Raw genomic sequence first — 25,519 nt, 5'->3', positions numbered from 1 at the left:
AAGATCATATTTCTTCTGGAGGTCGAGAAATGTCTCGGCCGGCGTGCCGAATAGGTCCTCCAACGCCAACGCCGTTTCCGTCGTCACCGCGCCCTTGCCAGAGACAATCTTGTTTATCGTACTCTCGTCCTTTTCGAGGACGACCGCCAGCGCACGCTTGGTCCATCCCCGCTTATCGAGAAGGTCGGAGATTAGTTGGCCGGGGGTTTTGTAGTCTTTCATTCTCCTACGATAGACCGGGGCGAAGCGCAGCTCAAGGAAAACTTGCGCCAAAAATCAAATTGACCTTTTATGCTTGACTTATGTGTTTGAGTTGGTCAGTTTGGATGCATGAACAAGCTAACCCCCGAAGATCGCACCCGTATCCTTCACCTTCTCTGCGAAGGGCAGTCGATCCGCGCAATCACCCGCGTGATCGGGGCCAGCAAGAACACTGTTGCCAAGCTCCTTTGCGACGCTGGCCGCGCCTGCATGGCCTACCATGACGCGAACGTGCGCAACGTCGCCGCCCGGCGCATTCAGGTCGATGAAATCTGGTCCTTCACCTACGCCAAGCAGAAGAACGTCGCGAAGGCCAAGGCCGCCCCAGAGCAGGCTGGCGATACATGGACTTGGACGGCGCTCGACGCCGACTCCAAGATGATCGTTTCCTATTTTGTTGGCGGCCGGGATGGCGAATGCGCCATGTGGTTCATGGACGATCTGCGGGCGCGCCTCGCCAATCGAGTCCAACTTACATCGGACGGTCACAAGGCTTATTTGGAGGCGGTTGAAGGTGCCTTCGGCGGGGACATCGACTACGCCCAGCTTGTAAAGATTTACGGAGCTTCGCCAGAAAGTTTCAAGGGCCGTTACAGCCCTGCTGAATGCACCGGGTCCCGCAAAGAGCTTATCGAGGGCGCGCCCGATCCGGCGCACGTCTCAACGTCATATGTCGAGCGCAGCAATCTGACGATCCGCATGCACATGCGGCGGTTTACTCGCCTAACCAACGGCTTTTCCAAGAAGGTCGAAAACCACGCCTACGCGGTTGCCCTATCAGCTCACGGGTGACGCTTTGCTGCAAAATCCGCTGATGTGGGTCTTCATCTTAACGCCGCTCCTACTGGTGTTTTTCATCAGCGCGCGCATCAATACGCTGTCGGCCTCTACCGCACGGCTTCTGTTCTTCGTCTATGCCGGCATGGTCGGCGTGTCGCTCTCGACGCTGCTGCACATCTACACCAGTGCCTCGGTCACACGGGTCTTCTTCGTCGCGGCGGCGATGTTCGGTGCACTCAGCTTCTTTGGCTATACCACCAGACGCGACCTGTCCGGGTTCGGCACCTTCCTATTCATGGGCCTGGTCGGCGTGATCATCGCGAGCCTGGTCAACATCTTCCTGGGGTCGAGCCGACTCGATTGGCTGATCTCGGTCATTGGCGTTGGCGTTTTCGCCGGCCTGACCGCGTACGATACGCAGCGGATAAGGGCGATGTATGACCGCAGGGATGACGAGACCGCGGCTGGCCGCAAGTCCGTCATCGCTGCCCTGTCACTCTACCTCAACTTCATCAACTTGTTCATGATGCTGCTGCGCCTCGCCGGAGGCCGACGCTGACAAGCGAGTCGATCGTTCAGGTCGCCGACCGGTCGGTTGCACTGGTCAGCGCGTCGCGCAGGACCTTCTCCTTTGGTTACGTCCAGGGACGTCTTCAGCCCGCCGCCACCGGCGTTCTGGATTTCCTTGAGCACACCTTCTCCGCCGTCATGTTTTTGATCAGCACGAACAGGGCGGCGTTGCCGGGGAGGCATCGTTGATGCCGAAGTCCGTCAACGCGCCAGACGCGGCGCCGATGATCGGGTTGACGAGGAGCACGCCGACCAGAAACTTCCCGAGACCGCACCCATCGCCGTAGTGTTGACGAACTGGTTGAGCTTATGTCGCCGGAATCGGTTTTTACGGCGATGACGGCGTCATTGATGGAGATCAGATACCCCTTCTGCAATTTGATGGGCCGTTGACGCACGTCCTTGGCCTCCGATGGATAGACGATCGCCACTAGAGCATGATTGTTTCATGTCGAAGCGTATCCGGCGTTGGCGATGTAGTTGGCGCATTCCTGCGGGGTGAAGCGATCCAATAAGGCGCCGCTGCGCCTCCATGTGGCTTCGACGGTTCGCTCAGCCGCCTTTCGGAGCAGGGTCTTGAGCTTGGCGAAGACCTGCTCGTAATGATCCTGACCCACGAAGCTGGTTCATGTTGAAGGCAATTTTTTCGGGCATTCTGAACCCCACGGAGGTCGGATGCCATGAAACGGAAGCGGTTTTCGGAGGAACAGATTGCCTTTGCGTTGAGGCAGGCAGAGAGCGGGACGACGATCGAGGAGATTTGCCGGAAGATGGGGGTCTCGGAGCCGACATTTTATCAAAGTCTATGCCGGCATGGGCGTGAGCGAGATCCGGCGGCTGAAGCAGCTTTGAGGACGAGAACGCGAAGCTGAAGCGTGTGGTGGCGGATCTGACGCTGGACAAGGCGATGTTGCAGGACGTCCTGCGAAAAAAATGGTGAGGCCCGCCGTCCGACGTGAGGTCGTATTCCATCTGCAGAAGGTCTACGATATTGGCGAACGACGGGCCTGCAAAGCGACCGGCTTTCATCGCTCTTCACAACGCTACAAGTCGCGCGGCGATCCGCAAACCGAGCTGCGCATTCGGCTTAAGGACCTGGCGGCCAGCCGGGTGCACTACGGCTATCGGCGTCTCCACGTCCTGCTGCTGCGCGAGGGCTATCGCTTGAACCACAAACGCACTTACCGGCTGTATCGCGAAGAAGGCCTGTCGATCAGGATAAAAACGCCGAAGCGCAAACGGGCCTGGCGCTATCGTTCCGATCGGCCAAAGATCGCCGCCGTGAACCACTGCTGGGCGATGGACTTCATGTCGGATGCGTTGTTCAACGGCCGCCCGTTCCGGCTTTTGACCGTTGTCGATTGCCACACCCGAGAATCACTTGCGATCGTTCCGAGAACGAACTTCAGGGCCTTCCAGGTCGTCGAGGTTCTTGAGCGGCTGGCAAGGGAGCGCGGCAAGCCAAAGACCCTTCGCTGCGACAATGGCCCCGAGTTCGCCGGCAAGATGCTCGACCAGTGGGCCTATCACAATGGCGTCGAGATCGACTTCTCGAGACCCGGAAAGCCAACGGACAATGCGTTTTGCGAAGCCTTCAACGGTCGCGTCCGGGCGGAGTGCCTGAATGCCTCATGGTTCCTGTCGATGGCCGACGCTATCGAACGGATCGAGGAATGGAGGTGCCACTATAACAATGATCGGCTTTTCGGCCATTGTTTGCGCGCGGCTGGCGGAGGCGATCGGGGTGGCTTGGACGACCATAGGATTGCCGGTGCCGGCGGTTTGTATCCGAGCGATGAGTGTGGTCGCTCGGTGTTGTAGTAGCGCCGCCATGCCTCGATGATGACCTTGGCCTCGGCGAGGCTGTAGAAGATCTCACCGTTGAGCAGTTCGTCGCGAAGCTTCGAGTTGAAGCTCTCGCAGTAGCCGTTTTCCCAAGGGCTTCCGAGCTCGATGAACGCGGTCTTGGCGCCGACAGCTGCAATCCACTCCCGCACTGCCTTGGCGATGAACTCCGGCCCGTTATCAGAACGAACGTGGCCGGGCACGCCGCGTAGGATGAACAGGTCCGACAAGACGTCGATGACGTTGGTCGAGTTGAGCTTGCGATCAATCCGGATCGCCAGACATTCTCGGGTGAACTCGTCGATGATGTTGAGCATGCGGAACTTCCTGCCATTGTGGGTCCGGCCCTCGACGAAGTCATAGGACCAAACATGGTTTGGATACTCGGGCCGAAGCCGGACGCACGATCCGTCATTCAGCCAGAGTCTGCCTCTCTTCGGTTGTTTCTGAGGAACCTTCAGCCCCTCCCGCCGCCAGATACGCGCGACACGCTTGGCATTCACCGTCCAACCCTCGGACCGCAGCATCGCAGTGGATCCTGCGATAGCCATAGCGGCCGTAGCGTGAGGCCAGACGGATGATGTCGGTCGTCAAGGCCTCTTCATCCGGTCGTTCTCTTTTTCAAGCTCCTTGAGGAGTTTCACCTGGTCGCCCTTCAGGCCACCAAACTCCTTGCGCCACTGAACCGCCCCGGGTTTGGCGGAGGCTCCAACTCTTGAGAGGATGGAGCCACCATGAGTAAGACGACCAACAAGTTTTCGCCTGAGGTCCGCAACCGCGCTGTCCGACTGGTCCTTGATCACGAGCATGAGCGTCAGTCGCGATGGGCTGCGATTACCTCGGTTGCCGCGAAGATCGGCTGCACAGGCCAGACATTGAACGACTGGGTGAAGAAGTCGGAGGTCGACACCGGCAAGCGTCCTGGCGCATCGACGGACATGACCGCCAAGATGAAGTCTTTGGAGCGCGAGAACCGTGAACTCCGGCAAGCCAATGAGATCCTGCGCAAGGCATCCGCGTATTTTGCCCAGGCGGAGCCTGACCGCCGGTCAAAGACATGATCGCGTTTATTGACGATCATCGCGAGGTCTATGGGGTCGAGCCGATCTGCAAGGTTCTGCCGATTGCCCCCTCGACCTACCATGACCACGTCGCCAAGAGGGTTGATCCTTCGAAGTTATCGGTTCGGGCGCACCGGGATTTGGTGTTGAAGCCGGAGATCGAACGTGTCTTCGCCGAGAACTTCGAAGTCTACGGCGCACGGAAGGTCTGGCGGCAGCTCAACCGCGAAGGCGTCGTTGTCGCGCGTTGTACGGTCGAGCGCCTGATGGCCGACCTCGGCCTCCAGGGCGTGATCCGCGGCAAACCAGTCCGCACAACGATGCAGGACAAGGCCGCGGCTTGCCCGCAGGACCATGTGAACCGCCAATTCCATGCGCCGGCGCCCAATATGCTCTGGCTCTCCGACTTCACCTATGTGAGTACTTGGAGCGGGTTCATCTACGTCGCTTTTGTGATCGACGCCTACGCTCGTCGCATCGTCGGCTGGCGCGTCTCCCGAACGGCGTATGCAAGCTTCGTGCTCGACGCGCTGGAACAAGCGCTTCACGAACGGCGACCAGCACGTGGTGGCCTGGTGCACCATTCCGACAGGGGTTCGCAATACGTCAGTATTCGATACACCGAGCGCCTTGCTGAGGCGGGCATCGAGCCTTCCGTCGGCAGCGTCGGCGACAGCTACGACAATGCGCTCGCCGAAACGATCAATGGGCTCTACAAGGCTGAGGTCATCCACAGACGTGGACCTTGGCGGAGTTTCGAAGCCGTCGAGTTCGCGACGCTGACCTGGGTCGACTGGTTCAACAATCGCCGGCTGCTGGAGCCAATCGGCAACATCCCGCCGGCCGAAGCTGAGGAACGTTACTACGCTATGCTCAATGAGCAGAAACTGGCGGCGTGACTCAAACGAAATAGCCTCCGGCAAACCCGGGGCGGTTCACCACCCGGTAATACGTGAACTGCGTCACGCCGATCGAACGAACCGCTTCGCCAACCGATCGACCTTGCGCCAACAAAACATCGACCTGGCGCAGCTTCGCGACGATCTCTTCCGCCTTGTGCTTCTTCTGGGGCATTCCAAATCCTCTCTAACGGCGAATAGCCTAAGTCAGGGAGGACCACTTTTCAGGGGGCAGACCACTAGGCAGAACGACAAACCAAAAGGGCGTCGTTTTCCGCACGGCCGGCTGAGGTCGATGGGCAAATGGCTAAGGGCCGGGATTCTGCAAAGATCTAGCGTGCGACCGGAGTGATCGGGGTCGGCGTCGTTATTACCGTGGTGGGCGTTCCACCGAGCGCGTTCTTCAAGATGTTGGCGTTGGTAGCATAGAGTACCGGATCGTTAGCCGTTGCCATAACTGTCCGCAGGAAGGTCAGGAACTTCGTCGTTTCGACCATCGAGGCATTGGACGTATAGACAATATCCTTGTTCCGCATCTCGAAATTTTGCGCGAGGAAATACCCTGAAGGGTCACGCAAATTGACATGATAGATTACAGGGATGATCGGTCCTTCGAAGCGCTTGCAATCAATTCCGAGCCGGGTGGCGACTTCCCGTGTTTCCCCTCTGTAGAGGAATAGGAAGCTGGGATCGGCACGATTATCGTTCAAGCCTTGATTCTTGCCGAGGGCTTCTGCGAGCGAGAGGCGCCATGCCTCAAACTTGAACTGGCCCTGCTGCCCCGTGGCACCGAATGCAAGGAAGGTCTGTGGTTGGGTGAAAAGATAAATAATGTCGTTCGGCAGCACATAGATATTGTTGCTAGGTTCGTAAAGCAACGCACCAAATGGGACGCTCGCTCGATGGTTGTTACGCTCCAACGACACCCAAAGGTCATATCCTTGATTCACCGGACCGCCGGCCCTTGCGACATAATCCAGGATGCGTTCGCCAGAGGGATTGGCTGGAAATCGTCCCGCCGTACGAACATCACCCAGTACGCTAATCAGGGACGTGTTCTGTAGTGCTAAGGCGACGACGACTTGAGGCTCTAAAGCTCGGGCCTTCAGGCGATCGACGATGGAGGCTCCGATTTCTGGGGGCGTACGTCCTTTCGCGGGAACGGCACCAGCATATGGCACCGTAATGTTTCCGTGCTGATCTACGGCTTGATTGGGAATGGTAACGAAATTACCCGCGCGAACTCCCGTCTCGGCCGTAAAAAGTCCGCCGGCCGCAGCCTCGAAGATCGTCACGCTGACCATATCGCCGACACCAAAGCGAAATGCCTTCGGCGGGGTCTTGTTAGCGAAAGCGTTCGACAGTCTCGGAGTATACTCTCCCAAAATTTTTACGACTGAAGGAGTCACATCTACCGAGGCGTACGGCAGGCTTACCGGCACGCCTCCTTCCGACTGCTTTTCGACGTCAATACCTTGCGGGCCGCTGGCGGGGACGGTTGAACATCCACTCACCAGAAGCGCCAAAAGAACCGAAGTCCGCGCAAAATTTCGCATCGTCAGGCTCAAGGCGCCCCAAAATGATTCCCTAGGATCATCGCATTTATGTGGATTGAAAACAGAAAAAGATTAAGCTACGGCGCTCGAAACTCAAGAGTTGTGGCTTGTCTGCAACAACTTCAAAATGGACTGTGCGATGGGGTGTCGCTCACTCTGTTGCGATGGGCTGTCGCTCACACCGTAATGTGTGTAATGGCTCTCGCTGTAATAGTCGCTCCGCGAACCGTTATAGCTGGCCATTTCTTTCATGTCGGTCTTGTTTAAGACGGTGCCGATGACCTTCTCATAAACGTTTGGAGCAGCATGGAGTGCATGCTTTACGACGTCGATCTTGGTTTGGCCCCACTCCACGACATGAATGAAACAGTCGACCACCGCCGAACTTGCTCGGGCGTCGACGATGGGGGCCAGCGGCGGGAGGTCGATGATTACGTAATTATAGGTAACGCACAATTTCTCGACCAGGAGGTGCATTGGGTCGGCGCTAAGCACTTCACTGCTGTGCAGCACGGCGCGCTCTGTCACCGCTGGTATAAAAGCTAAACTTGTCTCGGCATCCGTCCATACAACGCGCTCAATTGGCTCCATTCCAGAAAGGACATCTATGACGCCGATTGTTGCGTTGGGCGCCAGTGCCTTCGATAGGGACGGATTTTTGAGGTCGCAATCGACGAGGACCACGCTTTGCCCGCTTTGACCTATGAGTTGAGCCAAACAAGCAGCAATCGTGGATTTGCCCTCGCCGGGCTGTGTGGACGTTACGCCAATAACTCTATTGGAAGAGTGGCTGCGGCTCAGATCAATCCCCAGCTTGACGGACCTTATGGATTCGGCAAACCTCGACAAGGGCATATTCGCCACTGCCCAGTGCGGCGATGAGGTCTTCGACAAGGTCCTGCAATCTTGTTCCTGGCCGGCTCGTGAGATGGTGGGCGGTTGGTAATCTAGTGATTCTGTGAGCTGCGGAATCACTGCAAAGCACGGTAGGCCCAAATTATCTTCCAATTGGGTTGGTGTCCGGAAGACACGATCCATCAATTCCCTCAGGAGTGCCAAACCAGAGCCAAAGGCAATTCCCCCAAAAAGGCTCAGCGCTAAGACGACGAGCGTTTTCGGTTTGCTCTTATGGGGTGGAGGTGACGCAGCATAAATCAGGCGCGCTTCGGAGGTGGGAAAGGACTGCTGCTGAATTGATCCCATGTAGCGCTGTAGGAATGTATTGTAGAGATTGCGATATTCTTTTGCTTTAGTCTGTAGCTCGTGTAGGGTTACCCCAGCAGCATTAGTCGATCGCGAAAGGGCCACCGCTTCGGTCAGTTGCTTTTCGATTTCTTTCTGACGTTGCTCCGCGGCTGCTTGATCGTTTTTGGTGGTCTCCGCGAGACGACGCACTTCATCCTGAATGGATTTGCGGATCTCTCGCATACGGTTCCGCAAATTTATGACAGTCAGATGATCCCTTCCGAACCTAATAGCATATTCATTCTCGCGTCGCTGCGTATCAAGATACTGCTGGCGAAGCGTGGTAATGATCGGACTGGCAAGGAGGTCGGATCCGGCAGCATCCATTTTCCCAATGGAATCTAAGGTTTCAGGATTGTGCTTTAGCGCGCTTTCGTAACGATCAAGGTGCACGGTGGCCTCGGTCGTTTGAGCTCGAGCAGCGGCCAGCCGGCCATTCAGCTCCGCGATCCGTTGTTCGTCAATTGGCTTACCTTCCGTAGACGTTACAATGTTATTCTTTGACTTATAAGCGTTGACCGCGCGTTCCGCGCTTTCCGCCTCCTCTCCCAACGCATGCAGCCGTTGTTGAAGCCAGAGCGCCGCTGTCTTGTTGGCTTCGAATCTGGCGTTAAGTTGGTCGCCGATGTAGGCGTTCGCAAGTGCGTTCGCAATTTCGGCCGCTTTTTCCGCGCTGCTCCAACTAAAACCGATATCGATTACGTTGCTGTTATCGATTCGCGTTGCAGAGAGGGATTTTTGGAAGGCTTCAATCATGCCCTCCGATGGAGGCCCTTCTTTGTGTTTCGGTTTGCCATCATCCAACTTAGATTGTTGTATGGCCGAAGCGATGATGTTTCGCGATCTGAGAATCTGAAGTTCTGTATCTATCAGAGTGCGATCGAGTGAGCGCTCCGCTCCAAGCGATAGCTGTTGGACGAACGGAACATTTGGATTTCCCACCAGCAGTCGAGCGTGGGCCGTATAGGTCGGCGGAGTAACCACTAGATAAAGCGCGCCCAGTACCAGCGATATAGCGGTTGTATATATAACTAACGTATACCGGCGCTGGACGAGACCTTTGACGAAGTTGAAGGTATCCGCGATACTGTTCCCGCCCGGCGGCGGCATGACCTCGCTATCTCGATATGTCACCTGTGTTCCGTCCGCTGAAGACTGAGTGCTTTGTAACATACGATTTTACCTATGGATCGGTTCTTGATCGCGCTCAGGCCAGAGACTGACGGACATTCAATATATATTAAAAAAACTGAAAAACAGCCAGTCGTCCAAATCAAAATGCAAAATTAACTGATATTATCGTGAATCCCTTGCGTACAGCAAAAGCTCCTTAAGTTGAGGTACGGGATTTCAGGCTTTGTCTGGTCTCTCTTTATAATGTTTAATAGGTGTCTTTAGAATAATTAATACAAAACCATGGTATCGTCCGAGCTGGACATCGTTTAGGGTGGCGCTCCTTGAAGGACGTCGCCTTGCCAAGGTGATCCGCGTTTCGGGTGTGCATTAGGCCCAAGTCGACGAGCTCGTCGAAACGTCGTCCGGTCGACTATCAAGCGTCAGTGGCTTATCTCTAAACAGTTAGTTGTCCGATGCTGCGAAGTGTCAGAAATAGAATCAGAACGGAGAGCATTGATCGTAGCGAACTGTTTGCAAGCTTGTACATAATTGCATGTGCCAATGGACTGACGGCGCGAATAGTAAAATCAATTTATTCCCATGGGTGGCTCAATGCGGCTGTCGATAATTTTGACGTCAGCATCATAGTGTGGGTTGCCTGCTTTGTCGGCGTGTCGTTGGTTCTGACTGATCGTACAGGGAAGGTACAAAAGACCGACCTGATTTTGTCGGCGGTCCTTTTGCTCTTGATAGTCCTGCCGCTTGGCGCCGCGAGTTGGCTCGCGGTGACGATATTGAGCTTGTATATCTTGATTTTTGGACGGCCGGCGGATTCGTTCCGTCGGGGAGCCATTGTTCTTCTGGCTGTCGCTGTGCCGATGTTTTGGAGTCGGCTCATCTTCAATTTGTTTGCCAAATATATACTGGAGATCGACGCTATCTTCGTTGGGTGGGTGCTCGGTACGGAACGCACCGGAAACCTCGTTGAATTTGCCGATCATTCAGGTTCGCTTGCTATTTTTCCGTCATGCTCCTCTCTCGCTAATGTGTCGCTGGCGCTGCTTTGTTGGGTCACCATTAGCCAATTCATGCGGCACAAGTGGCGTTCCCAGGATATCCTCTGGTGCCTGCTGGTATGCTTTTCCGCTTTTGCCGCTAATGTACTTCGCATGAGCCTCATGGGCGTCAACGGCTCATTTTATTTGATGCTCCATAGCCCGGCAGTTGAAGTATTGTTAAGCGTCGTCATGTTGGGTTTGATTGTATCGATCAGCCTCGCGGGCATTCGGCATGATTCTGTCATCCGCCTTTAAGTGGTCGATCATGTTGGTACTGATACCAACAATGACGTGGAAGATCGTGGTCCGGCCGGAGAATTTAGGTGAGACACACGAGGCAGTCGTCAAGTTTCTGAAAGATCAGAAGTTCGATGTTCGCATGACTGACGAGAGCATCGAGACCATGCCGGTTATCGAAGCAAGAAACGAGACCTGCCGTTTGCGAATCGCAAGAGTTTCTCCGTTAGGACACGAAGCGGAGCTCGTTCGTAAAGCAAGTACGGCGAGCGATCGTATCTTCTATGTTTTCCGCGGCGTTGAATATCAGGCACAACCAATTCGCCGAACATTAGCAGATTATTTTTGGTTCAGATTTCTTCGAGAGCTAGGCTGGGTCTCGCGGATTCCACCCGTGTTCGTCGTGATGACTTCATGTGAAAATGAGCAAATTCCCTGGGCCGAAATGGGTACGCAGGAGCCGAAGTGAGAGTTGCCAAGGTAATTCCGCCACATTGAGGCGGCCTTACGAGGGAAGGACCAAGTATGGCCGCGGACTGTCTCACTTGCGCTCATCGGTAAACCACACGACGGCAAGCTCGCGAGCGAGAGCTGGGAGACTCCACGGTCAGATCAACTTTGGTAGGGGTGTTATCGGGTATCGGAATCCCCGAGTGAGGTCGGGAGTTGTCGACCGCCGAGGGCCTGCGCGCCCAAAGCCGGTTCGCGCTTTGCTGAGATGAATTATAATAAATGGCTCGGGAGTACCTATGATGTGCACGCTTCAGCGCATGGCTACCTTCATAAAAAGCCAACTTTCTACAGAAGACGACAAGCAAATTTTTTTGGGTTTTTTTCTAGCCGTCGCTTTTGGTCTTGCGATCGTCATCGTGCGTCGATGGTTGAATTAAAAGGTATGTGACCTGAGACCCTGAACTTCCTCCAGAATTGGGTAGAGTCCGTCGATCACGGAGACGGACTGAACCGCCCTGGGTTTGCCGGAGGCTCCAACTCTTGAGAGGATGGAGCCACCATGAGTAAGACGACCAACAAGTTTTCGCCTGAGGTCCGCAACCGCGCTGTCCGACTGGTCCTTGATCACGAGCATGAGCGTCAGTCGCGATGGGCTGCGATTACCTCGGTTGCCGCGAAGATCGGCTGCACAGGCCAGACATTGAACGACTGGGTGAAGAAGTCGGAGGTCGACACCGGCAAGCGTCCTGGCGCATCGACGGACATGACCGCCAAGATGAAGTCTTTGGAGCGCGAGAACCGTGAACTCCGGCAAGCCAATGAGATCCTGCGCAAGGCATCCGCGTATTTTGCCCAGGCGGAGCCTGACCGCCGGTCAAAGACATGATCGCGTTTATTGACGATCATCGCGAGGTCTATGGGGTCGAGCCGATCTGCAAGGTTCTGCCGATTGCCCCCTCGACCTACCATGACCACGTCGCCAAGAGGGTTGATCCTTCGAAGTTATCGGTTCGGGCGCACCGGGATTTGGTGTTGAAGCCGGAGATCGAACGTGTCTTCGCCGAGAACTTCGAAGTCTACGGCGCACGGAAGGTCTGGCGGCAGCTCAACCGCGAAGGCGTCGTTGTCGCGCGTTGTACGGTCGAGCGCCTGATGGCCGACCTCGGCCTCCAGGGCGTGATCCGCGGCAAACCAGTCCGCACAACGATGCAGGACAAGGCCGCGGCTTGCCCGCAGGACCATGTGAACCGCCAATTCCATGTGGTCTGCCCCCTGAAAAGTGGTCCTCCCTGAATTAGGCTATTAGCCGTTAGAGAGGACATTGGAATGCCCCAGAAGAAGCACAAGGCGGAAGAGATCGTCGCGAAGCTGCGCCAGGTCGATGTTTTGCTTTCACAAGGCAGATCGGTTGGCGAAGCGGTTCGTTCGATCGGCGTGACGCAGTTCACGTATTACCGGTGGCGCAAGGAGTTTGGTGGCCTGAAGGGCGATCAGGTAAAGCGCTTGAAAGAGCTTGAGAAAGAGAACGACCGGCTGCGCAAGGCAGTGTCGGACCTGACGCTCGAGAAGCTGATCCTGAAAGAGGCTGCCTCGGGAAACTTCTGAGCCCTTCCCGCCGTCGCCGCTGCGTCGACCATGTCATGGTGAAGTTCTCCGTCTCGGAGCGCTTTGCCTGCAAGGTTCTGGGCCAGCATCGCTCGACCCAGCGCAAGAAACCGCAAAGCCGACCGGATGAAGAGGCATTGACGACCGACATCATCAGTCTGGCCTTACGCTACGGCCGCTATGGCTATCGCAGGATCACGGCGATGCTGCGGTCCGAGGGTTGGACGGTGAATGCCAAGCGTGTCGCGCGTATCTGGCGGCGGGAGGGGCTGAAGGTTCCTCAGAAACAACCGAAGAGAGGCAGACTCTGGCTGAATGACGGATCGTGCGTCCGGCTTCGGCCCGAGCATCCAAACCATGTTTGGTCCTATGACTTCGTCGAGGGCCGGACCCACAATGGCAGGAAGTTCCGCATGCTCAACATCATCGACGAGTTCACCAGAGAATGTCTGGCGATCCGGATTGATCGCAAGCTCAACTCGACCGACGTCATCGACGTCTTGTCGGACCTGTTCATCCTACGCGGCGTGCCCGGCCACGTTCGTTCTGATAACGGGCCGGAGTTCATCGCCAAGGCAGTGCGAGAGTGGATTGCAGCTGTCGGCGCCAAGACCGCGTTCATCGAGCCCGGAAGCCCTTGGGAGAACGGCTACTGCGAGAGCTTCAACTCGAAGCTTCGCGACGAACTGCTCAACAGTGAGATCTTCTACAGCCTCGCCGAGGCCAAGGTCATCATCGAGGCATGGCGGCGCTACTACAACACCGAGCGACCACACTCATCGCTCGGATATAAACCGCCGGCGCCAGAGGCCATCGCCTGGCCTTCAAAGCCAGCCGGATCGCTTCCGCCAGCAGCGCAAGCAATGGCCGAAAAGCCGATTATGCATTAAGACTGAAACCGGACCACCTCATAGGGGCAGGCCAATGCGCTGGACAGGCTCCGCGATGAATTGCGCTGGGTGAAACCGTCGCCGTCGATCATGGATGTGTTGATCAACCGGACACGCACGAAGTTTCCGATGCCTGAGCCTGATGGAAGGAGAGAGGACAAAACATCGGTCCAGTGAATCACTTCGGCGGTTGAAGCTCCGGCGGGTTGATCCGCAACAAATCTCGCCTGAGATCAAGTCCCCCGACGCGCGGTCCTGGGAAGCGGCGCGCCGGGGCCGCACCGGATCGGTTTTAAACCGCCAACACGGAAGTTCACCCTAAAACTATCAACGGGCTTCACAAGGCAATTCGATGATCATTCGAACCATTCTAACACCCGCGCTGTTATGCGTCCGGACAATCCAATACGGCTCAGGCGGGGGAGGCGCTTCTCTCGTGCGTGATTGGTCCGCGGCGGCGAAGAAGAAGGCCGGCAGAAATGCCGGCCTTTAGAGCGGTGATCGCACAATCAAGTGAGGAAGATCGCCATCAACACGACAATGGTAGCTACGGCCGCTGTGGCGGTCGTCCCTACCTTAATGAACGCTTTGTACTGCCGCTCATGAGCCGGATAGTCCATTCCATCCGACGTTGAGTACACAATCTCGCTATGGTCTGACATTTCAAGTCTCCCAAGGCACGTTGAGCTTGCATTGAGAGATTAGCGCAATCTCTACCGCCGTCGATCCTTCGGCGTGTCACGATCATGTGAGGCGTTGGGGTGGAAGGCGGCGTGGCACGGCGCAGTATGCGAGATTGGAACAAACCAGCGATAGAGAATGTTTTGCGCGGGGAGGAGGATCTCCAATGCGCAGAATCTTCTCAGAATTGGATGAACATGAGAGACAATTTTTGCTGATGGTGACGGATTTCGGCATCGCGGTCTGTGCGGCAAAGCTGATGATCCATTTGATCAGCCTTTTCGTCGCGTGAGGAAGGTGTTCGTCGAAGTCAGCTGTCCTCAGCCGGACCGCCTAAACAATAGTTCGTTGCGAATGGCAGGCGCGTTGTTGGCGCTACGGTCAACCTGGGCAGCCTTTGGAGAACTTCGCAGTGTATCCACCTCAGCGGGATAGCTTGCGGTGACGCTGGCGCAGGAAACGACCCAGCAGGCGGCGTTTTCCCTTGCGCGGAATGAGGTCAATATCGCTGACTAGCTTCGCGCCACCCTTGCCTCGCTCCAGAACGATTTTTCGCGTATGAAAGGCTTCGAGTTCGACGCGATGCGCCACGCTGACGACGGTGGCATTAGGGAGTTCCTTATTGAGGAGGTCCATCATCTTGTCCTGGCTCTTAGCGTCGAGCGCGGATGTTGCTTCGTCCAGCACGACAATATCGGGGTTATGCAAGAACAGCCGGGCGAAGGCGAGCCGTTGCTTTTCGCCCCCCGACAACGTCTGGTCCCAGGGTGCCTCCTCCTCAAGTCGCTCCTTGAGGTGAGCAAGTCCTACTTTGTCCAGAGCAGTGCCAATTTGTTCGAGAGTCCAGTCTTCCGCAGCAGCGGGGTAGGCGGCAGCGCGACGTAACGTTCCAGACGGCACGTACGGCTTTTGCGGGAGCATGAATAACCGGCGGTCTGGATGGAAACTGACACTGCCGCCACCCCATGGCCAAAGACCAGCGATAGCACGCACCAACGTGCTTTTGCCGGTCCCGGACTCGCCCGCCACCAGCACGCGCTCGCCGGCCTCGATGATCACTTCCGCTTCTCCCACCACGGCGGTGCCGTTGTCTAGCGTCACGGACAAGTCGTTAAGGCTGAGCATCGCGTCGTTCTCGGTCTCGCCGCGCTGAATGCGGCCGACGCCGTCGCCACGCTCGGCCCGGTCCAGCCCGTCGATCGACATCATCAGCGACGCAATCCGCCGCGCGCAGGCATTCCAGTCAGCCAGACGGGGATAATTGTCGACAAGCCAGCCGAACGCGCTTTGCACGATGGTGAAGGCCGATGCGGCCTGCATCACTTGTCCTAGCGTCATGCTGCCATCGAGGAATTTCGGCGCGCATAGCAACAGCGGGATGACCGGAGCGATCAGGCTCGATCCCTGCGATACGATGGTGGTGCGCATGTGCTGACCGCAGAGGAGCGCCCATTGCTTGATGACGCTGGCGAACGTTCTGTCGATTCCGCTGCGCTCTTCCTCCTCGCCACCCAACAGGGCGATGCTTTCACCGTTCTCGCGAACGCGCGTCAACGCGTAGCGATATTCGGCTTCGGCCTGGTTTTTACTCTCCGAAACAGCGACGAAGTGACGTCCGATGTAAACCATCGAACTGCTGGTTACTCCGGCATAGATCACCGCCGCCACCACCAGGAAGCCTGGTACGGTAAATGTCGACCCGCCAACTGTCAGGGTCAGAGCGCCACCGATAGTCCAGAGCACGACAATAAAGGTTGCAGCCGAGAGTAAGGCGGATATCACGCCAGAGGCGAAATCCACCGGCGCGTCGGTGGCGACTCGCAGATCCTCGGCGATGCGATATTCCGGGTTTTCGTGATCGCCGCCGACAAGATTGAGTTGATAGTAGCGGCCGTTGGTTAGCCACCGCGACACCACTGAATCGGTCAGCCACGCGCGCCAGCGGCGCTGGATGCCCATGCGTGCGAACACCTGAAAAACACCGAGCGCCACACTGCCGATCGCGAGCGGGAAGAATACCCCCGTTAAATAATAAACCGTGGCGGAGTCGCGCTTCTCGATGGCGTCAAAGATCGCGCGATTCCAGACGTTGATGGCATATTGAAATGCGACATTTGTAATAATCAAGGCGATCAGGCCGAGAGACAACACCCATGCCAGCTCGCCGCCATTGGCACCCCAAAATCCTTTGGCGCTGATCCAGAATCGCGTGAGCAGATAGTCCCTGCGTGCCTGCTCAATTTCTTCCGGCGAGAGATCCGCGTTTGGCTCCAAGATTTCCGGAGGCGGAGGCTCAACTGGTTGTCCGGTCTCCGCGACAACTTCAAGGATCGGCGGCTTCGGCATTCGCTCACGACCTCGGTTATACGGGTATCGTCAGTGTCTGTGGCGTACCGCGCCCGGTCGGGATGACGCTCAGATGGGGTCTGCTCGCAAAAGGAAACGCACCCGACAAGCTACGGTCGTCCGCAGCCATGTGCGCAGCTTGATCTCATGTTCAGGATTAGTTTTTCGATCATTAGCTAACCTCCCTTGATCGAGGGAGGTTTGCGTCTGGTCAGAAATAGAAAGCACCGCTAGAGCGGGATATGCGGTACCCGCAACGCTCACCCCCCATCAGCATTCTCCAGACACCGTCTCTTTAGCCCGCCTGCCCGGCGGGTCTTCCTTGGTGAAACACTTTCTGTCCGTCTGCAATGAATCAACCGGAAGGGCGATCTCCTCGCGCCCATCTCGTCTGGTCTCTCGGATTTCGATTGGTTAGCCTGACCAACAGTCGGCGATACGCATTTGAAGTTTACATGCCGTGGCTTTGAAAGACTTTCTGGCATTTTTGGCTAAGTTTCGCCCGATGCTGCTGAAGACACTGTTGAACGGCCATGTCATCACCCAGCAGCTTTCGGCAAAAGCGGGAGGCGTCTCGGGAGCATGCCTTTTGCTCCTGCGGCGTGCCCGTATGTTGCGCGCCCTGAGCAAAACAATATGTGCTTGTAAGCATGAGCGAGGCAATCAAAAGCATCCTTCGCATTGTGGAGTCCTCTTTCTCGGCCGTTTGCCCGGCGCTATCCCACAACTCGCGAGCGAAGAGCATGTTCCATCCGAACTGGTCAGTCGTTCCTTCGTCCACACCTGGACACGGCCCGCATCCGCGATACGGCAACGCAATTTCCAGATCCAAAGATAATCTTCTTGTAGATGCGCCACCATCCGAACTTGCGTCTCGATGAGACGTATTGATCTTTGTATCGCCGTCGAAACCTAAGTTGCTCCTGCGCCGACGCACAACCGAGATGTGCGTAGCGGAAGCCGTATTCTTCTGGCTGGAAGATGAATCACGCGTGAGATGAAAAACCTTCACGAAGGAATGGCGGCTTCGTCGGAACGCATGCCCGAGGCATGGGTTATTTCCCAACGCGAACAGCAGAGAGCGATATGTCAGATGCTACCGGCGTCAACAATATTTCGGGTGGAACGCTTGAGCTGGACGCGAAGAAAAGACCGGCAAAACGATGCAGGAGCTGACCGACGAGAGACGGAAAGAACTCGACAAGAAGGTTGAAAATGGTGGGGACGAAAGCATCAAAATCCGCACAAATCACTTAGGCAATTAAGAACTCGCGCGAGTGGCCGGTCCCTAATGGGCTGGCGCTCGCGTGCTAAAGCACGAGTCGTGATTCAATCGCACGAACATGTCTTGCGAGTAAATCTTTGAATTAAAGATTCGTCCGGTCAGCGTTGTCTGATCTTCTAATCTCGAGAGCGCCTTCCGAATGCTTCAACTGCCTTAGACAGCAGGATCTTCACTTCGTTCGGGGCGCGTGTGAAAGGCAAGAAAAATCCCAGCCAGAAGAAAGACAAGCTGAATAGCACGCTCAAGTTCACGATATCCGACTGGTCGGCCCTTCCCAACTGGACGTAGGCAAACGCAAAGTAAAAACAAAACAATACGCCGACGCTTAGAATGAGAAACCTTTTGGGTCGTGGCCTGACGAGCCGGCCAACAAGTTGGCCAGCCTGATATCCCACCATAACTCCAACAGGTGCTAAGAGCCGAAATGCAGAGAGCTCTGGAACAAAAAATCCATAGCTCAGAACAAGCCCGATAAGGCCAAATACGCCGGTCAGCATGAGGTTCATTGTTTCTTGAGTGCTCTTGTCTCGTAGAGAATAACAAGTTTTAGCGCTGGCTGACCTGCGAACAGGGATCCTCAAATACGGCGTGCGTGATTTGCACGATCGACTCGAGGAGTGGCCCGCAATTTCTACCGCGCCGCAGCTTACCATAAGGCTGGGGCCAGTAACAGCGGTGAGCGGAACCATTGCTCGTCGTCATAAGCGCGGCTTGTCCCGCAGTCCCTTGAGCGTTTGGAACCATAAGGCCCGCCGCACATTGACAGGCGTCAATGCACGCGGCCCCCGGCGTTCATGGCACGTCCAACCTCCTGGAAAAGCGAAAGGAGAGCAAGCCATGACTCATCGGCGCCGTTACAAACAGACCAAGCCTTTTCAGGACCGTCTCTTTGATTTCCTTGCGGAATCGCGACAAAGAGCCGACGAAGCCCCAGACGGCATAGAGCGAGAAAAGATAGTCAAGAAAATCGAGAGTGCCAACACGGCAGCAAGAATCGATGCATGGGCGAACTCGCCAAAAATGCAGCGGCCGAAGTAAGGCCATCAGACGCGCCGCCGGAGCTGTGATGTGTGACGAGATGCAGAATATCTTCAGAGGCGGTTGACGCCTTGCAGTCCGCTTCAGGTCGAGCGTTGGAAATCGGACGATGCACTCCGAAGGAATCGAAGACGCAAAACAACGACCAGCGCGCATCCGAACAGTGGATTGTCCGGTTTGCGCTCGGGACACGCGCTAGCTACTAATTCGAGTATTCTCCCGGCTAAACCGGATTTCCACTTAGCCGGGATAAAGTCTCGTCCACTTCGCCGGAAAGGGATTCTAATATCCCTGCCAGCGCGGCGGTTCTTTTGTGTCAGGCCAGGACTGCGCCTTCGCATACCAGTTATCGACTTGTTTTTTTGCGAAGTCGTCCTGGTACCCGTAGCGCTCCTTCAGTTTCTTTTCGAGTTGCTCGCGATGGCCGGAGATTTCCCAGAGGTCGTCGAAAGTGAATTTACCCCACTGATCTCTGACCTTGTACTTGACCTGATCCCAGTTTTGTTCAATCCGGTCCCAGTCCATAGTTCCCTCCTTTCGCGCGATTACCGCGAAAGGGAAAAACTAAAAAACTCGAACTTCGTTCCGCCGCTGCGAAGGACGAATGGTCGCACATGGACCGCTGCATGGCCGGTTTTTCCAAGGAATTTTAGGAGCAGAGTAGAATAGGGCTGTGCCGCCTATGCCTTGATGGCAATGCGCCGGCGCAAATTCCCGATACGCCGCTGTTGTTGACTTGTCCGGGACGGACTCGAACGGCAATCTGTAGCTGTCTGGTTGAATTCGCGGTTTCACGTTCTGCGCGTTGAAAGCGCCGGGATGTCGTCTGTGGTTGATCAGGCTGCATATGAGGAGGCGTTCGCATGGGACAGAAAGCTGGAAGCGGAACATACAGAACGTCTTTCCCCGATCCTGACTCGACCGAATTCACGCACGACGTTGAGGAATACCGTGCGCCTGATTTTCCGGAACGGTTGAGGGATCCTATGCGGGTTGACCTGGCATTGCTGGCGCGGATTGACGCTGCCCAAAAAGCTCATGGTGGGCTTGGCCAGCTCTCCGTCTGGTCGCGTTGGTATGCCTGCCAGGTTGAGGAATTGCGTGGCCGGTGGACGGAATTGTTCGACTTCTACAAGATTGCAGCGCGCACGCCGGAGGACGCCTGGATGCAACTGGCGACTTCCCTGGCGCGAGACTTCGTTCCCGGCCTGCTGGTGGACAATGTTTTTCCGACTCAGGATATGCTCGTTGAACAGGCGCGACTGTTTTCCCTGATCACCGAAGTATCGGAAGCCGTGCTCGCCCGGCGCGGTGAGGCGGAGGGCCAGGACGTACCGGAACGAATGGTCCTCGAGCAGGATTTTTTCAACGAGGAGCCGTGGAATGACGAGCTGTTTGGCAAGAAACCGGACAGCATCGATACACTCATGACAAGGTTCTCGCGAGAAAAGGAACGTTTCGCCAGATTGCTCATCGAGCAATATTGGTCGAAGACGGCGGTTATGTCCTTCTTTGCCGACTCTGGTCTTGAGGTGCCCGAATTCGTCGCGGATCTGCCCGCCTGACGCAATGCCCCTGCGATCCAGCGGGAGGGTCAAAAGGGAGGTTGCACACGCCGGGAACGGGTTAGACAAAACGCGTGCCAATGCGTTGGTGCCGCAGCCTGAAACCGGCAAAATAGGCTACGTCCATCATCCCCGTCGCGGCCGGTTGTCACCCGGCGTGCGCCATTGAAAGAAATGGTACGACTCTTCCGCTGGCTTTTCCATCGCTATGATGCACGCCCCACGAAACGTTGATAGGTGGAACCCGCAACGCTGGAATCGATGACAGCGCTCAACAGCCTTGTCGGGCGGGGTTCGAATACGCTCTCAAGCGCGCGGTTTGAAATCTGCGCGCCGCCGGTGGCTCCGGCTTTTAGCTGATGTCCTGGGACGTCGCGACGGGCAGGCTTTCAAGCAGCGCTCGCAGCGTGGTCAACGTCGATTGATCGGCGACGCCGTCAACCTTTTCAGGCCGGAAGTGGCGCTGAAAAGCTGTGACCACTTCCATGGTCGGGTTATCGAATTTGCCGCTTGCCTTGATGCCGTAACCGTACCGCGCCAACGATTGCTGTAGCGCGCGGACGCTCTCGCCCTCGCTACCGGTCTTCAGTACGTCGCCGGCCACGATTGGCGCCGGCCGGACCCAATGGCCGACGCCCGAATCCGCCAGCGAATGCCATGGAAATTTTTCGCCAGGATCCTTCTTGCGCGCAGGTGCGACGTCCGAATGGCCGACAATGCGATGAGCCAGGATATCCCTTCGATGAATGATGCCGCGACATAGCGCAATGACAGCGGCGATTTGTCGTAGCGGGAAGGCCGGATAGCCCCAGTCGTGGCCGCGGTTGACGATCTCGATACCGATCGAGCAGGAGTTGATGTCCTCTTCGCCCGCCCACGAGGAGACACCGGCGTGCCAGGCCCGCTTCGCTTCCTGAACGCATTGCACAACGCGACCGTCCTCAAGCACGACGTAGTGTGCGGACACCTCGGTTCCTGACGTGCATAGCCGCGCCAGCGCGCCCTCAACGTCGGGCATCCCGGTATAGTGCAACACGATCATATCCGGCCGCCGCCCTTTGGCGCGGTCGCCAAAGTTTAAGGATGGCACCGTGTCGGAGACGAGGGATGAGTCAGGGACGAAGGTCGGCATTCCAGCGATAGCCTTGGGGATCGGGAGAGGGCGTCGGCGTTTTAAGTCAAGACTGACGGACGCGAACATGCAACGATCCAAAACAGGCATTAGAAATCGCGGAAAACGGGAGCGCGTGCCCGATTTGTCGACGAATCATTAGGATCATTATCCGGAGGCGTCATGCGGCATGCAATCGAATGCGTGACTCCTTTTCGCTTTTTCCTGTTAACGGCTTTGGCTTTTCCGTTAACTGTGTGGGTGCTGCAGCACCCAGGGCCACCACAGGGAAGGGATAGCTCGATTGCCGTGTAGGCTATCAACGCTTTCTTAACGCTAAACGCCGTTACTAAGTGGTGAAGAGCCGAACCGGCATCGGGACGGCCGAGGTCCCATTTGCGTTCGAAATCCCCATGGCAACCCTTCAAATTCCATGCGGAAGCCCGGGTTTGTCAGCTCATCTCCTTGTGGAGAAGCGATTGGGGGTCGGTCCGAGCGGTTTTACGGTGGTGAGCTGGCTCCAGGACCGGAAAAGGCGGAATTCCGGACGGTCGGAGTCGGATGGGCACACACGCGGCGAGAACGAGACATTTGCGGACGGAGGCCCGATCATGACGGCGCCGCCCATCCGTCATGTGCCTGTGCTCGGCTGCGAGGCCGTTGCCATGCTGGCGCCGCGGGACGGCGGCGTCTATGTCGATGCAACGTTCGGCGCCGGAGGCTATTCACGCGCCATTCTAGCAGCTGCAGATACCCGCGTGATCGGAATCGATCGCGATCGTACCGCCATTGCTGGCGGCTTCGGTCTGGTGGAGGAGTCCGGCGGCAGGCTGACGCTGGTCGAGGACCGCTTCTCCAATCTCGCCGCGGTCTGCGCGGCGCAGGGCACAGCCGCTGTCGACGGCATCGTCATGGACGTCGGCGTATCCTCGATGCAGCTCGACGAGGCCAATCGAGGCTTCTCCTTTCGTCTCGACGGTCCGCTCGACATGCGCATGAGTGGGCAAGGGCCAACTGCCGCCGACGTGGTGGCGCGCGCGTCCGAGACCGATCTCGCCAATATCATCTATATCTTCGGCGAGGAGCGTCGCTCGCGCGCCGTCGCCCGCGCCATCGTCACGGCACGACGGCTCGCGCCAATCGCGACCACACGGACGCTGGCCGATATCGTGTCGAAGGTGGTTCGCGCAAAGCCGCATGAGATTCATCCCGCGACGCGGACGTTCCAGGCTCTGCGGATTTTCGTCAACGAGGAGCTCGACGAACTGATCGCGGCGCTAGGCGCGGCGGAACGCGTACTAAAGCCGGGTGGCCGGCTTGCTGTGGTGTCCTTTCATTCCCTTGAGGACCGTATCGTCAAGAATTTCCTGGTCAGGCGCGGCAAGACGGGCGGCGGTTCGCGGCATCGGCCGGAAATCGAACGGGCGTCACTCAGCTTTGCCATTCTAACCAAACGTCCGCTGACGCCGGGTGAAGAAGAAATGCACGCCAATCCGCGCGCGCGCTCGGCCAGGCTGCGCGCTGCCGAACGCACCGATGCGGCGGCAATCGATGACGGCGCTGAGCGTCCGGCCTGGCCATCGCTTGCAAACGTGATGCGGGGAGGCTGATAGGTGCGAATCATCCATTTCCTCGTCGTCTGCGCGCTTATCTATGCGGCATCGTATGTTTATCGCATCAAGATGGATTCGACCGCCCGTACTGAGCGTGTGTCGCGGCTTCAGGCTCAGGTGCGCGAGCAGCGCGAGGCCATCGCGGTCCTGCGCGCGGAATGGGCAAAGCTCGATGCGCCACGGCGTCTGCAAATTTTGGCCGAACGACATCTGAAATTGAAGCCGATTGAAACCAGACAGTTCGATTCTTTGAAGAACCTGCCGGAGCGACCGCCGAGCCTGGTGCCGCCCGGCACGTCCGATCCGATCGGTGCCATGATCGAGATCATCGATCCCGACGTCGTCACCGGTTCTCTGCCGTTGCAGGAGGCCCCGCAGTGAGTGGTCAAAACAGGCTTCCGTCGGCGTCTTGGAGTCAGCGCGTGATCCGTAACCTGCTCTATGGGCAGAACGTCGATCGCGCCGCCAAGGCGCGGGTGCGCGTCGGCTTCGTCATCATCTTATTTGGGCTGATCTATACGGTAATCGCAACGCGTCTTGTCATGTTTGCAACATTTCCGGACGACCGGGGAGGGCATCGTGCCGCCTCGCAGGACGCGATCGCCACAGCGCGACCCGATATCATCGATCGTAACGGCCAGGCTCTTGCCACCGATATCAAGGCGCCGAGCTTGTTTGGCGAACCGCGACGCATCATCGACAGGGACGAGGCGGTCGAGTTGCTGACGGCGACGCTGCCAGATCTGGAGACCGCCGAGGTTCGACAGCGTCTTGGCACCCGTAAGGGTTTTGTCTGGTTGAAACGCGAAATCACCCCTGCCCAGCAAAAGGACATTCATGGTCTCGGAATTCCTGGGATCGGCTTCCTGCGCGAGAATAAACGCGTCTATCCAAGCGGGCGGGAGGTTGCGCACCTGATCGGGCTCGTCAACATCGATAACCAGGGCATTGCCGGGATGGAGAAGTGGCTCGACAGCAACGGGCTCGCGGACCTGCACCGCGCCGGCTTCGCCACCGACCGCCTGCAGCAGCCGGTGGAATTGTCGATCGACCTGCGTGTCGAGCACGCGTTGCGCGACGAGCTTATGAATGCCAAGGAGCACTATCAAGCCAAGGCCGCCTCGGGTATCGTCTCCAACGTGCGAACCGGTGAGATCGTCGCGATGGTCTCCTTGCCGGACTTCGATCCCAACAATCCGAAAGAGGCGCACGATCCCGATCGTATCAACCGTCTGACAACGGGCGTGTACGAAATGGGATCGACCTTCAAGGCGTTCACGCTGGCGATGGCGCTCGATTCCGGCAAGTACGATCTGAATTCGATGTGGGACGCGCGTGCGCCATTGCATTTCGGCCGCTTCGCGATTCATGATGACCATCGGCTCGGCCGCTTCATCAACATGAAGGAAGTGTTCACCTACTCATCCAATATCGGCGCGGCGCGGATCGCGCTGGCGCAAGGCGTCGAGGCGCACAAGGCGTTCCTGCGCAAGATGGGCCAGATGGATCGCCTGCGTACCGAGTTGCCGGAAAGCGCGTCGCCGATCCTGCCGCGCAAGTGGGGCGAGTTGAACACCGTCACCATCGCTTTCGGGCACGGCATGGCGGTGGCTCCGTTGCAGGCGGTGATGGGGATCGATGCGCTGGTCAATGGTGGCTGGTTGATTCCGCCCACATTCCTCAAGCGCACCGAACAGGAAGCAAGAGCGGTCGCCAAGCGCGTCATCAAGCAGGAAACCAGCGACAAGATGCGCTTCTTGCTGCGACTGAACGCCGAGATCGGAACCGCAAGGAAGGCCGACGTCAAGGGCTACTATGTCGGCGGCAAGACCGGTACCGCCGAGAAGGTGATCAACGGTCGCTACGCCAAGAAGCGCGTGCTCAATGCCTTCACCGCGATCCTGCCCGCGGACAATCCACAATACCAGCTTCTCGTGATGTTGGATGAGCCGCAGCCGCTCAAAGAAACGCATGGCTTCATCACCTCGGGATGGAACGCGGTTCCGACCGGGGGCAAGGTCATCGCCCGCATCGCTCCGATCCTGGGCGTGCAACCGCGGTTCGATTTGCCGCCGTCCGAGCGCCTCATTCTTGCGGCATCCCGTGCGACGCAATAGGACGACCGGGCCTTTCCGGCGTCCCGAATTGGAAGTTCGCCTCATTTTCAGCGCGCCCGGCAGCAAACTTCGGACTTAAAAAGCACACCGGCAATTTGATATTCGCCGGTGGTACTTTGATGATTCTGACGTTTGCCGGAAACTCGCTGAAATGGGATGTTAGAGTTGAATCACCGGGCTGGGAGAC

18 protein-coding genes, 9 pseudogenes and 2 other annotated features are annotated in these 25,519 nt (G+C 57.1%); of the genes and pseudogenes, 14 read left to right on the top strand and 13 right to left on the bottom strand.

All coding sequences use genetic code 11. The features are described from left to right. Positions 1–48: 48 nt before the first annotated feature. Positions 49–222 (bottom strand): annotated as a pseudogene (locus tag ACZ5IL_RS17050) (helix-turn-helix transcriptional regulator); the annotation flags it as partial. Positions 223–330: 108 nt separating this feature from the next. Here ACZ5IL_RS17050 and ACZ5IL_RS17045 point away from each other — a divergent pair. Together ACZ5IL_RS17045 and ACZ5IL_RS17040 are read left to right on the top strand one after the other, a co-directional pair. Next, positions 331–1,038, top strand: a pseudogene (locus tag ACZ5IL_RS17045) (helix-turn-helix domain-containing protein); the annotation flags it as partial. Between the two features lie 37 nt (positions 1,039–1,075). After that, positions 1,076–1,600: a Bax inhibitor-1/YccA family protein gene (locus ACZ5IL_RS17040; RefSeq protein WP_464596929.1), complete on the top strand. Its 525-nt coding sequence runs from the start codon at positions 1,076–1,078 to the stop codon at positions 1,598–1,600. 16 nt (positions 1,601–1,616) lie between these two features. Here the strand turns inward: ACZ5IL_RS17040 and ACZ5IL_RS17035 are convergent. Then, positions 1,617–2,042: pseudogene (locus ACZ5IL_RS17035) on the bottom strand (DUF1269 domain-containing protein). Between the two features lie 15 nt (positions 2,043–2,057). Beyond that, positions 2,058–2,210: pseudogene (locus tag ACZ5IL_RS17030) on the bottom strand (IS630 family transposase); the annotation flags it as partial. 81 nt (positions 2,211–2,291) lie between these two features. Between ACZ5IL_RS17030 and ACZ5IL_RS17025 the strand changes: the two are divergent. Next, positions 2,292–3,312: pseudogene (locus ACZ5IL_RS17025) on the top strand (IS3 family transposase); the annotation flags it as partial. On the opposite strand, the pseudogene ACZ5IL_RS17020 reads toward ACZ5IL_RS17025, so the two are convergent. Next, a pseudogene (locus ACZ5IL_RS17020) lies at positions 3,297–4,074 on the bottom strand (IS3 family transposase); the annotation flags it as partial. The pseudogenes ACZ5IL_RS17025 and ACZ5IL_RS17020 overlap by 16 nt on opposite strands. Before the next feature lie 116 nt (positions 4,075–4,190). Between ACZ5IL_RS17020 and ACZ5IL_RS17015 the strand changes: the two are divergent. Beyond that, positions 4,191–5,416: pseudogene (locus ACZ5IL_RS17015) on the top strand (IS3 family transposase). Further along, positions 4,472–4,588 (top strand) — a sequence feature (AL1L pseudoknot). (Overlaps the previous pseudogene by 117 nt.) Before the next feature lie 43 nt (positions 5,417–5,459). On the opposite strand, the pseudogene ACZ5IL_RS17010 reads toward ACZ5IL_RS17015, so the two are convergent. From ACZ5IL_RS17010 to ACZ5IL_RS17000, 3 genes and pseudogenes are all read right to left on the bottom strand, one after another. After that, a pseudogene (locus ACZ5IL_RS17010) lies at positions 5,460–5,591 on the bottom strand (IS3 family transposase); the annotation flags it as partial. 157 nt (positions 5,592–5,748) lie between these two features. Then, entirely contained in the window at positions 5,749–6,942 is a 1,194-nt protein-coding gene (locus ACZ5IL_RS17005; RefSeq protein WP_464593324.1) for a polysaccharide biosynthesis/export family protein, read from the bottom strand. Between the two features lie 123 nt (positions 6,943–7,065). Then, the gene (locus tag ACZ5IL_RS17000; protein WP_464593323.1) at positions 7,066–9,351 is read right to left on the bottom strand and encodes a P-loop NTPase; all 2,286 of its coding nucleotides are present in this window, start codon (positions 9,349–9,351) and stop codon (positions 7,066–7,068) included. A 521-nt stretch (positions 9,352–9,872) separates the two neighbouring features. On the opposite strand from ACZ5IL_RS17000, the gene ACZ5IL_RS16995 reads away from it, so the two are divergent. From ACZ5IL_RS16995 to ACZ5IL_RS16980, 4 genes and pseudogenes are all read left to right on the top strand, one after another. Beyond that, on the top strand, positions 9,873–10,646 hold the full coding sequence (locus ACZ5IL_RS16995; RefSeq protein WP_464593322.1) for a hypothetical protein: 774 nt from the start codon (positions 9,873–9,875) through the stop codon (positions 10,644–10,646). A 31-nt stretch (positions 10,647–10,677) separates the two neighbouring features. Continuing rightward, positions 10,678–11,097 (top strand): hypothetical protein, encoded by a 420-nt coding sequence (locus ACZ5IL_RS16990; RefSeq protein ID WP_464593321.1) that lies wholly within the window; start codon positions 10,678–10,680, stop codon positions 11,095–11,097. 543 nt (positions 11,098–11,640) lie between these two features. Further along, positions 11,641–12,353 (top strand): annotated as a pseudogene (locus tag ACZ5IL_RS16985) (IS3 family transposase); the annotation flags it as partial. Beyond that, positions 11,922–12,038: a sequence feature (AL1L pseudoknot), on the top strand. It overlaps the preceding pseudogene by 117 nt. A gap of 54 nt (positions 12,354–12,407) precedes the next feature. Further along, positions 12,408–13,576, top strand: a protein-coding gene (locus ACZ5IL_RS16980; RefSeq protein WP_464593319.1) for an IS3 family transposase whose coding sequence is annotated in 2 segments (ribosomal slippage) — positions 12,408–12,672 and positions 12,672–13,576 — 1,170 coding nt in all. Because the reading frame shifts where the segments join, the coding sequence is not laid out codon by codon here. A gap of 509 nt (positions 13,577–14,085) precedes the next feature. Here the strand turns inward: ACZ5IL_RS16980 and ACZ5IL_RS16975 are convergent. Further along, positions 14,086–14,238: an aa3-type cytochrome c oxidase subunit IV gene (locus ACZ5IL_RS16975; protein WP_464593317.1), complete on the bottom strand. Its 153-nt coding sequence runs from the start codon at positions 14,236–14,238 to the stop codon at positions 14,086–14,088. 185 nt (positions 14,239–14,423) lie between these two features. Here ACZ5IL_RS16975 and ACZ5IL_RS16970 point away from each other — a divergent pair, with 185 nt between their 5' ends. Then, entirely contained in the window at positions 14,424–14,549 is a 126-nt protein-coding gene (locus ACZ5IL_RS16970; protein ID WP_464593315.1) for a hypothetical protein, read from the top strand. A gap of 131 nt (positions 14,550–14,680) precedes the next feature. Here the strand turns inward: ACZ5IL_RS16970 and ACZ5IL_RS16965 are convergent, their stop codons facing one another. The 3 genes from ACZ5IL_RS16965 to ACZ5IL_RS16955 form a co-directional block, all read right to left on the bottom strand. Then, the gene (locus ACZ5IL_RS16965; protein WP_464593313.1) at positions 14,681–16,603 is read right to left on the bottom strand and encodes an ABC transporter ATP-binding protein/permease; all 1,923 of its coding nucleotides are present in this window, start codon (positions 16,601–16,603) and stop codon (positions 14,681–14,683) included. A gap of 451 nt (positions 16,604–17,054) precedes the next feature. Beyond that, complete coding sequence (locus ACZ5IL_RS16960) at positions 17,055–17,276, bottom strand: hypothetical protein (protein ID WP_464596928.1); 222 nt, start codon at positions 17,274–17,276, stop codon at positions 17,055–17,057. Positions 17,277–18,004: 728 nt separating this feature from the next. Next, positions 18,005–18,394, bottom strand: a complete 390-nt coding sequence (locus tag ACZ5IL_RS16955) for a hypothetical protein (protein WP_464593311.1) — start codon at positions 18,392–18,394, stop codon at positions 18,005–18,007. Positions 18,395–18,725: 331 nt separating this feature from the next. Here ACZ5IL_RS16955 and ACZ5IL_RS16950 point away from each other — a divergent pair, with 331 nt between their 5' ends. Further along, positions 18,726–18,926, top strand: coding sequence for a hypothetical protein (locus ACZ5IL_RS16950; protein WP_464593309.1), 201 nt, complete (start codon positions 18,726–18,728; stop codon positions 18,924–18,926). 282 nt (positions 18,927–19,208) lie between these two features. On the opposite strand, the gene ACZ5IL_RS16945 is transcribed toward ACZ5IL_RS16950, so the two are convergent. Then, positions 19,209–19,451, bottom strand: a complete 243-nt coding sequence (locus ACZ5IL_RS16945) for a CsbD family protein (protein ID WP_079446179.1) — start codon at positions 19,449–19,451, stop codon at positions 19,209–19,211. A 479-nt stretch (positions 19,452–19,930) separates the two neighbouring features. On the opposite strand from ACZ5IL_RS16945, the gene ACZ5IL_RS16940 reads away from it, so the two are divergent. After that, entirely contained in the window at positions 19,931–20,491 is a 561-nt protein-coding gene (locus ACZ5IL_RS16940; protein WP_464593307.1) for a hypothetical protein, read from the top strand. Between the two features lie 352 nt (positions 20,492–20,843). Here ACZ5IL_RS16940 and ACZ5IL_RS16935 read toward each other — a convergent pair whose 3' ends face one another. Next, positions 20,844–21,692, bottom strand: coding sequence for an N-acetylmuramoyl-L-alanine amidase (locus ACZ5IL_RS16935; RefSeq protein WP_464593305.1), 849 nt, complete (start codon positions 21,690–21,692; stop codon positions 20,844–20,846). Positions 21,693–22,213: 521 nt separating this feature from the next. Here ACZ5IL_RS16935 and rsmH point away from each other — a divergent pair. From rsmH to ACZ5IL_RS16920, 3 genes are read left to right on the top strand one after another with little or no spacing between them, the layout of a single operon-like run. Next, complete coding sequence (gene rsmH, locus ACZ5IL_RS16930) at positions 22,214–23,212, top strand: 16S rRNA (cytosine(1402)-N(4))-methyltransferase RsmH (protein ID WP_464593303.1); 999 nt, start codon at positions 22,214–22,216, stop codon at positions 23,210–23,212. Between the two features lie 3 nt (positions 23,213–23,215). Further along, entirely contained in the window at positions 23,216–23,596 is a 381-nt protein-coding gene (ftsL, locus tag ACZ5IL_RS16925) for a cell division protein FtsL (RefSeq protein WP_425908696.1), read from the top strand. Further along, entirely contained in the window at positions 23,593–25,332 is a 1,740-nt protein-coding gene (locus ACZ5IL_RS16920) for a peptidoglycan D,D-transpeptidase FtsI family protein (protein ID WP_464593300.1), read from the top strand. The genes ftsL and ACZ5IL_RS16920 overlap by 4 nt, the downstream gene beginning before the upstream one ends. Positions 25,333–25,519 lie beyond the last annotated feature (187 nt).

The sequence above is a fragment of the Nitrobacter sp. CN101 genome, assembly GCF_055390255.1.
The sequence above is the reverse complement of the archived record's forward strand: the minus strand, read 5'-3'. Positions and strand labels throughout refer to the sequence as shown.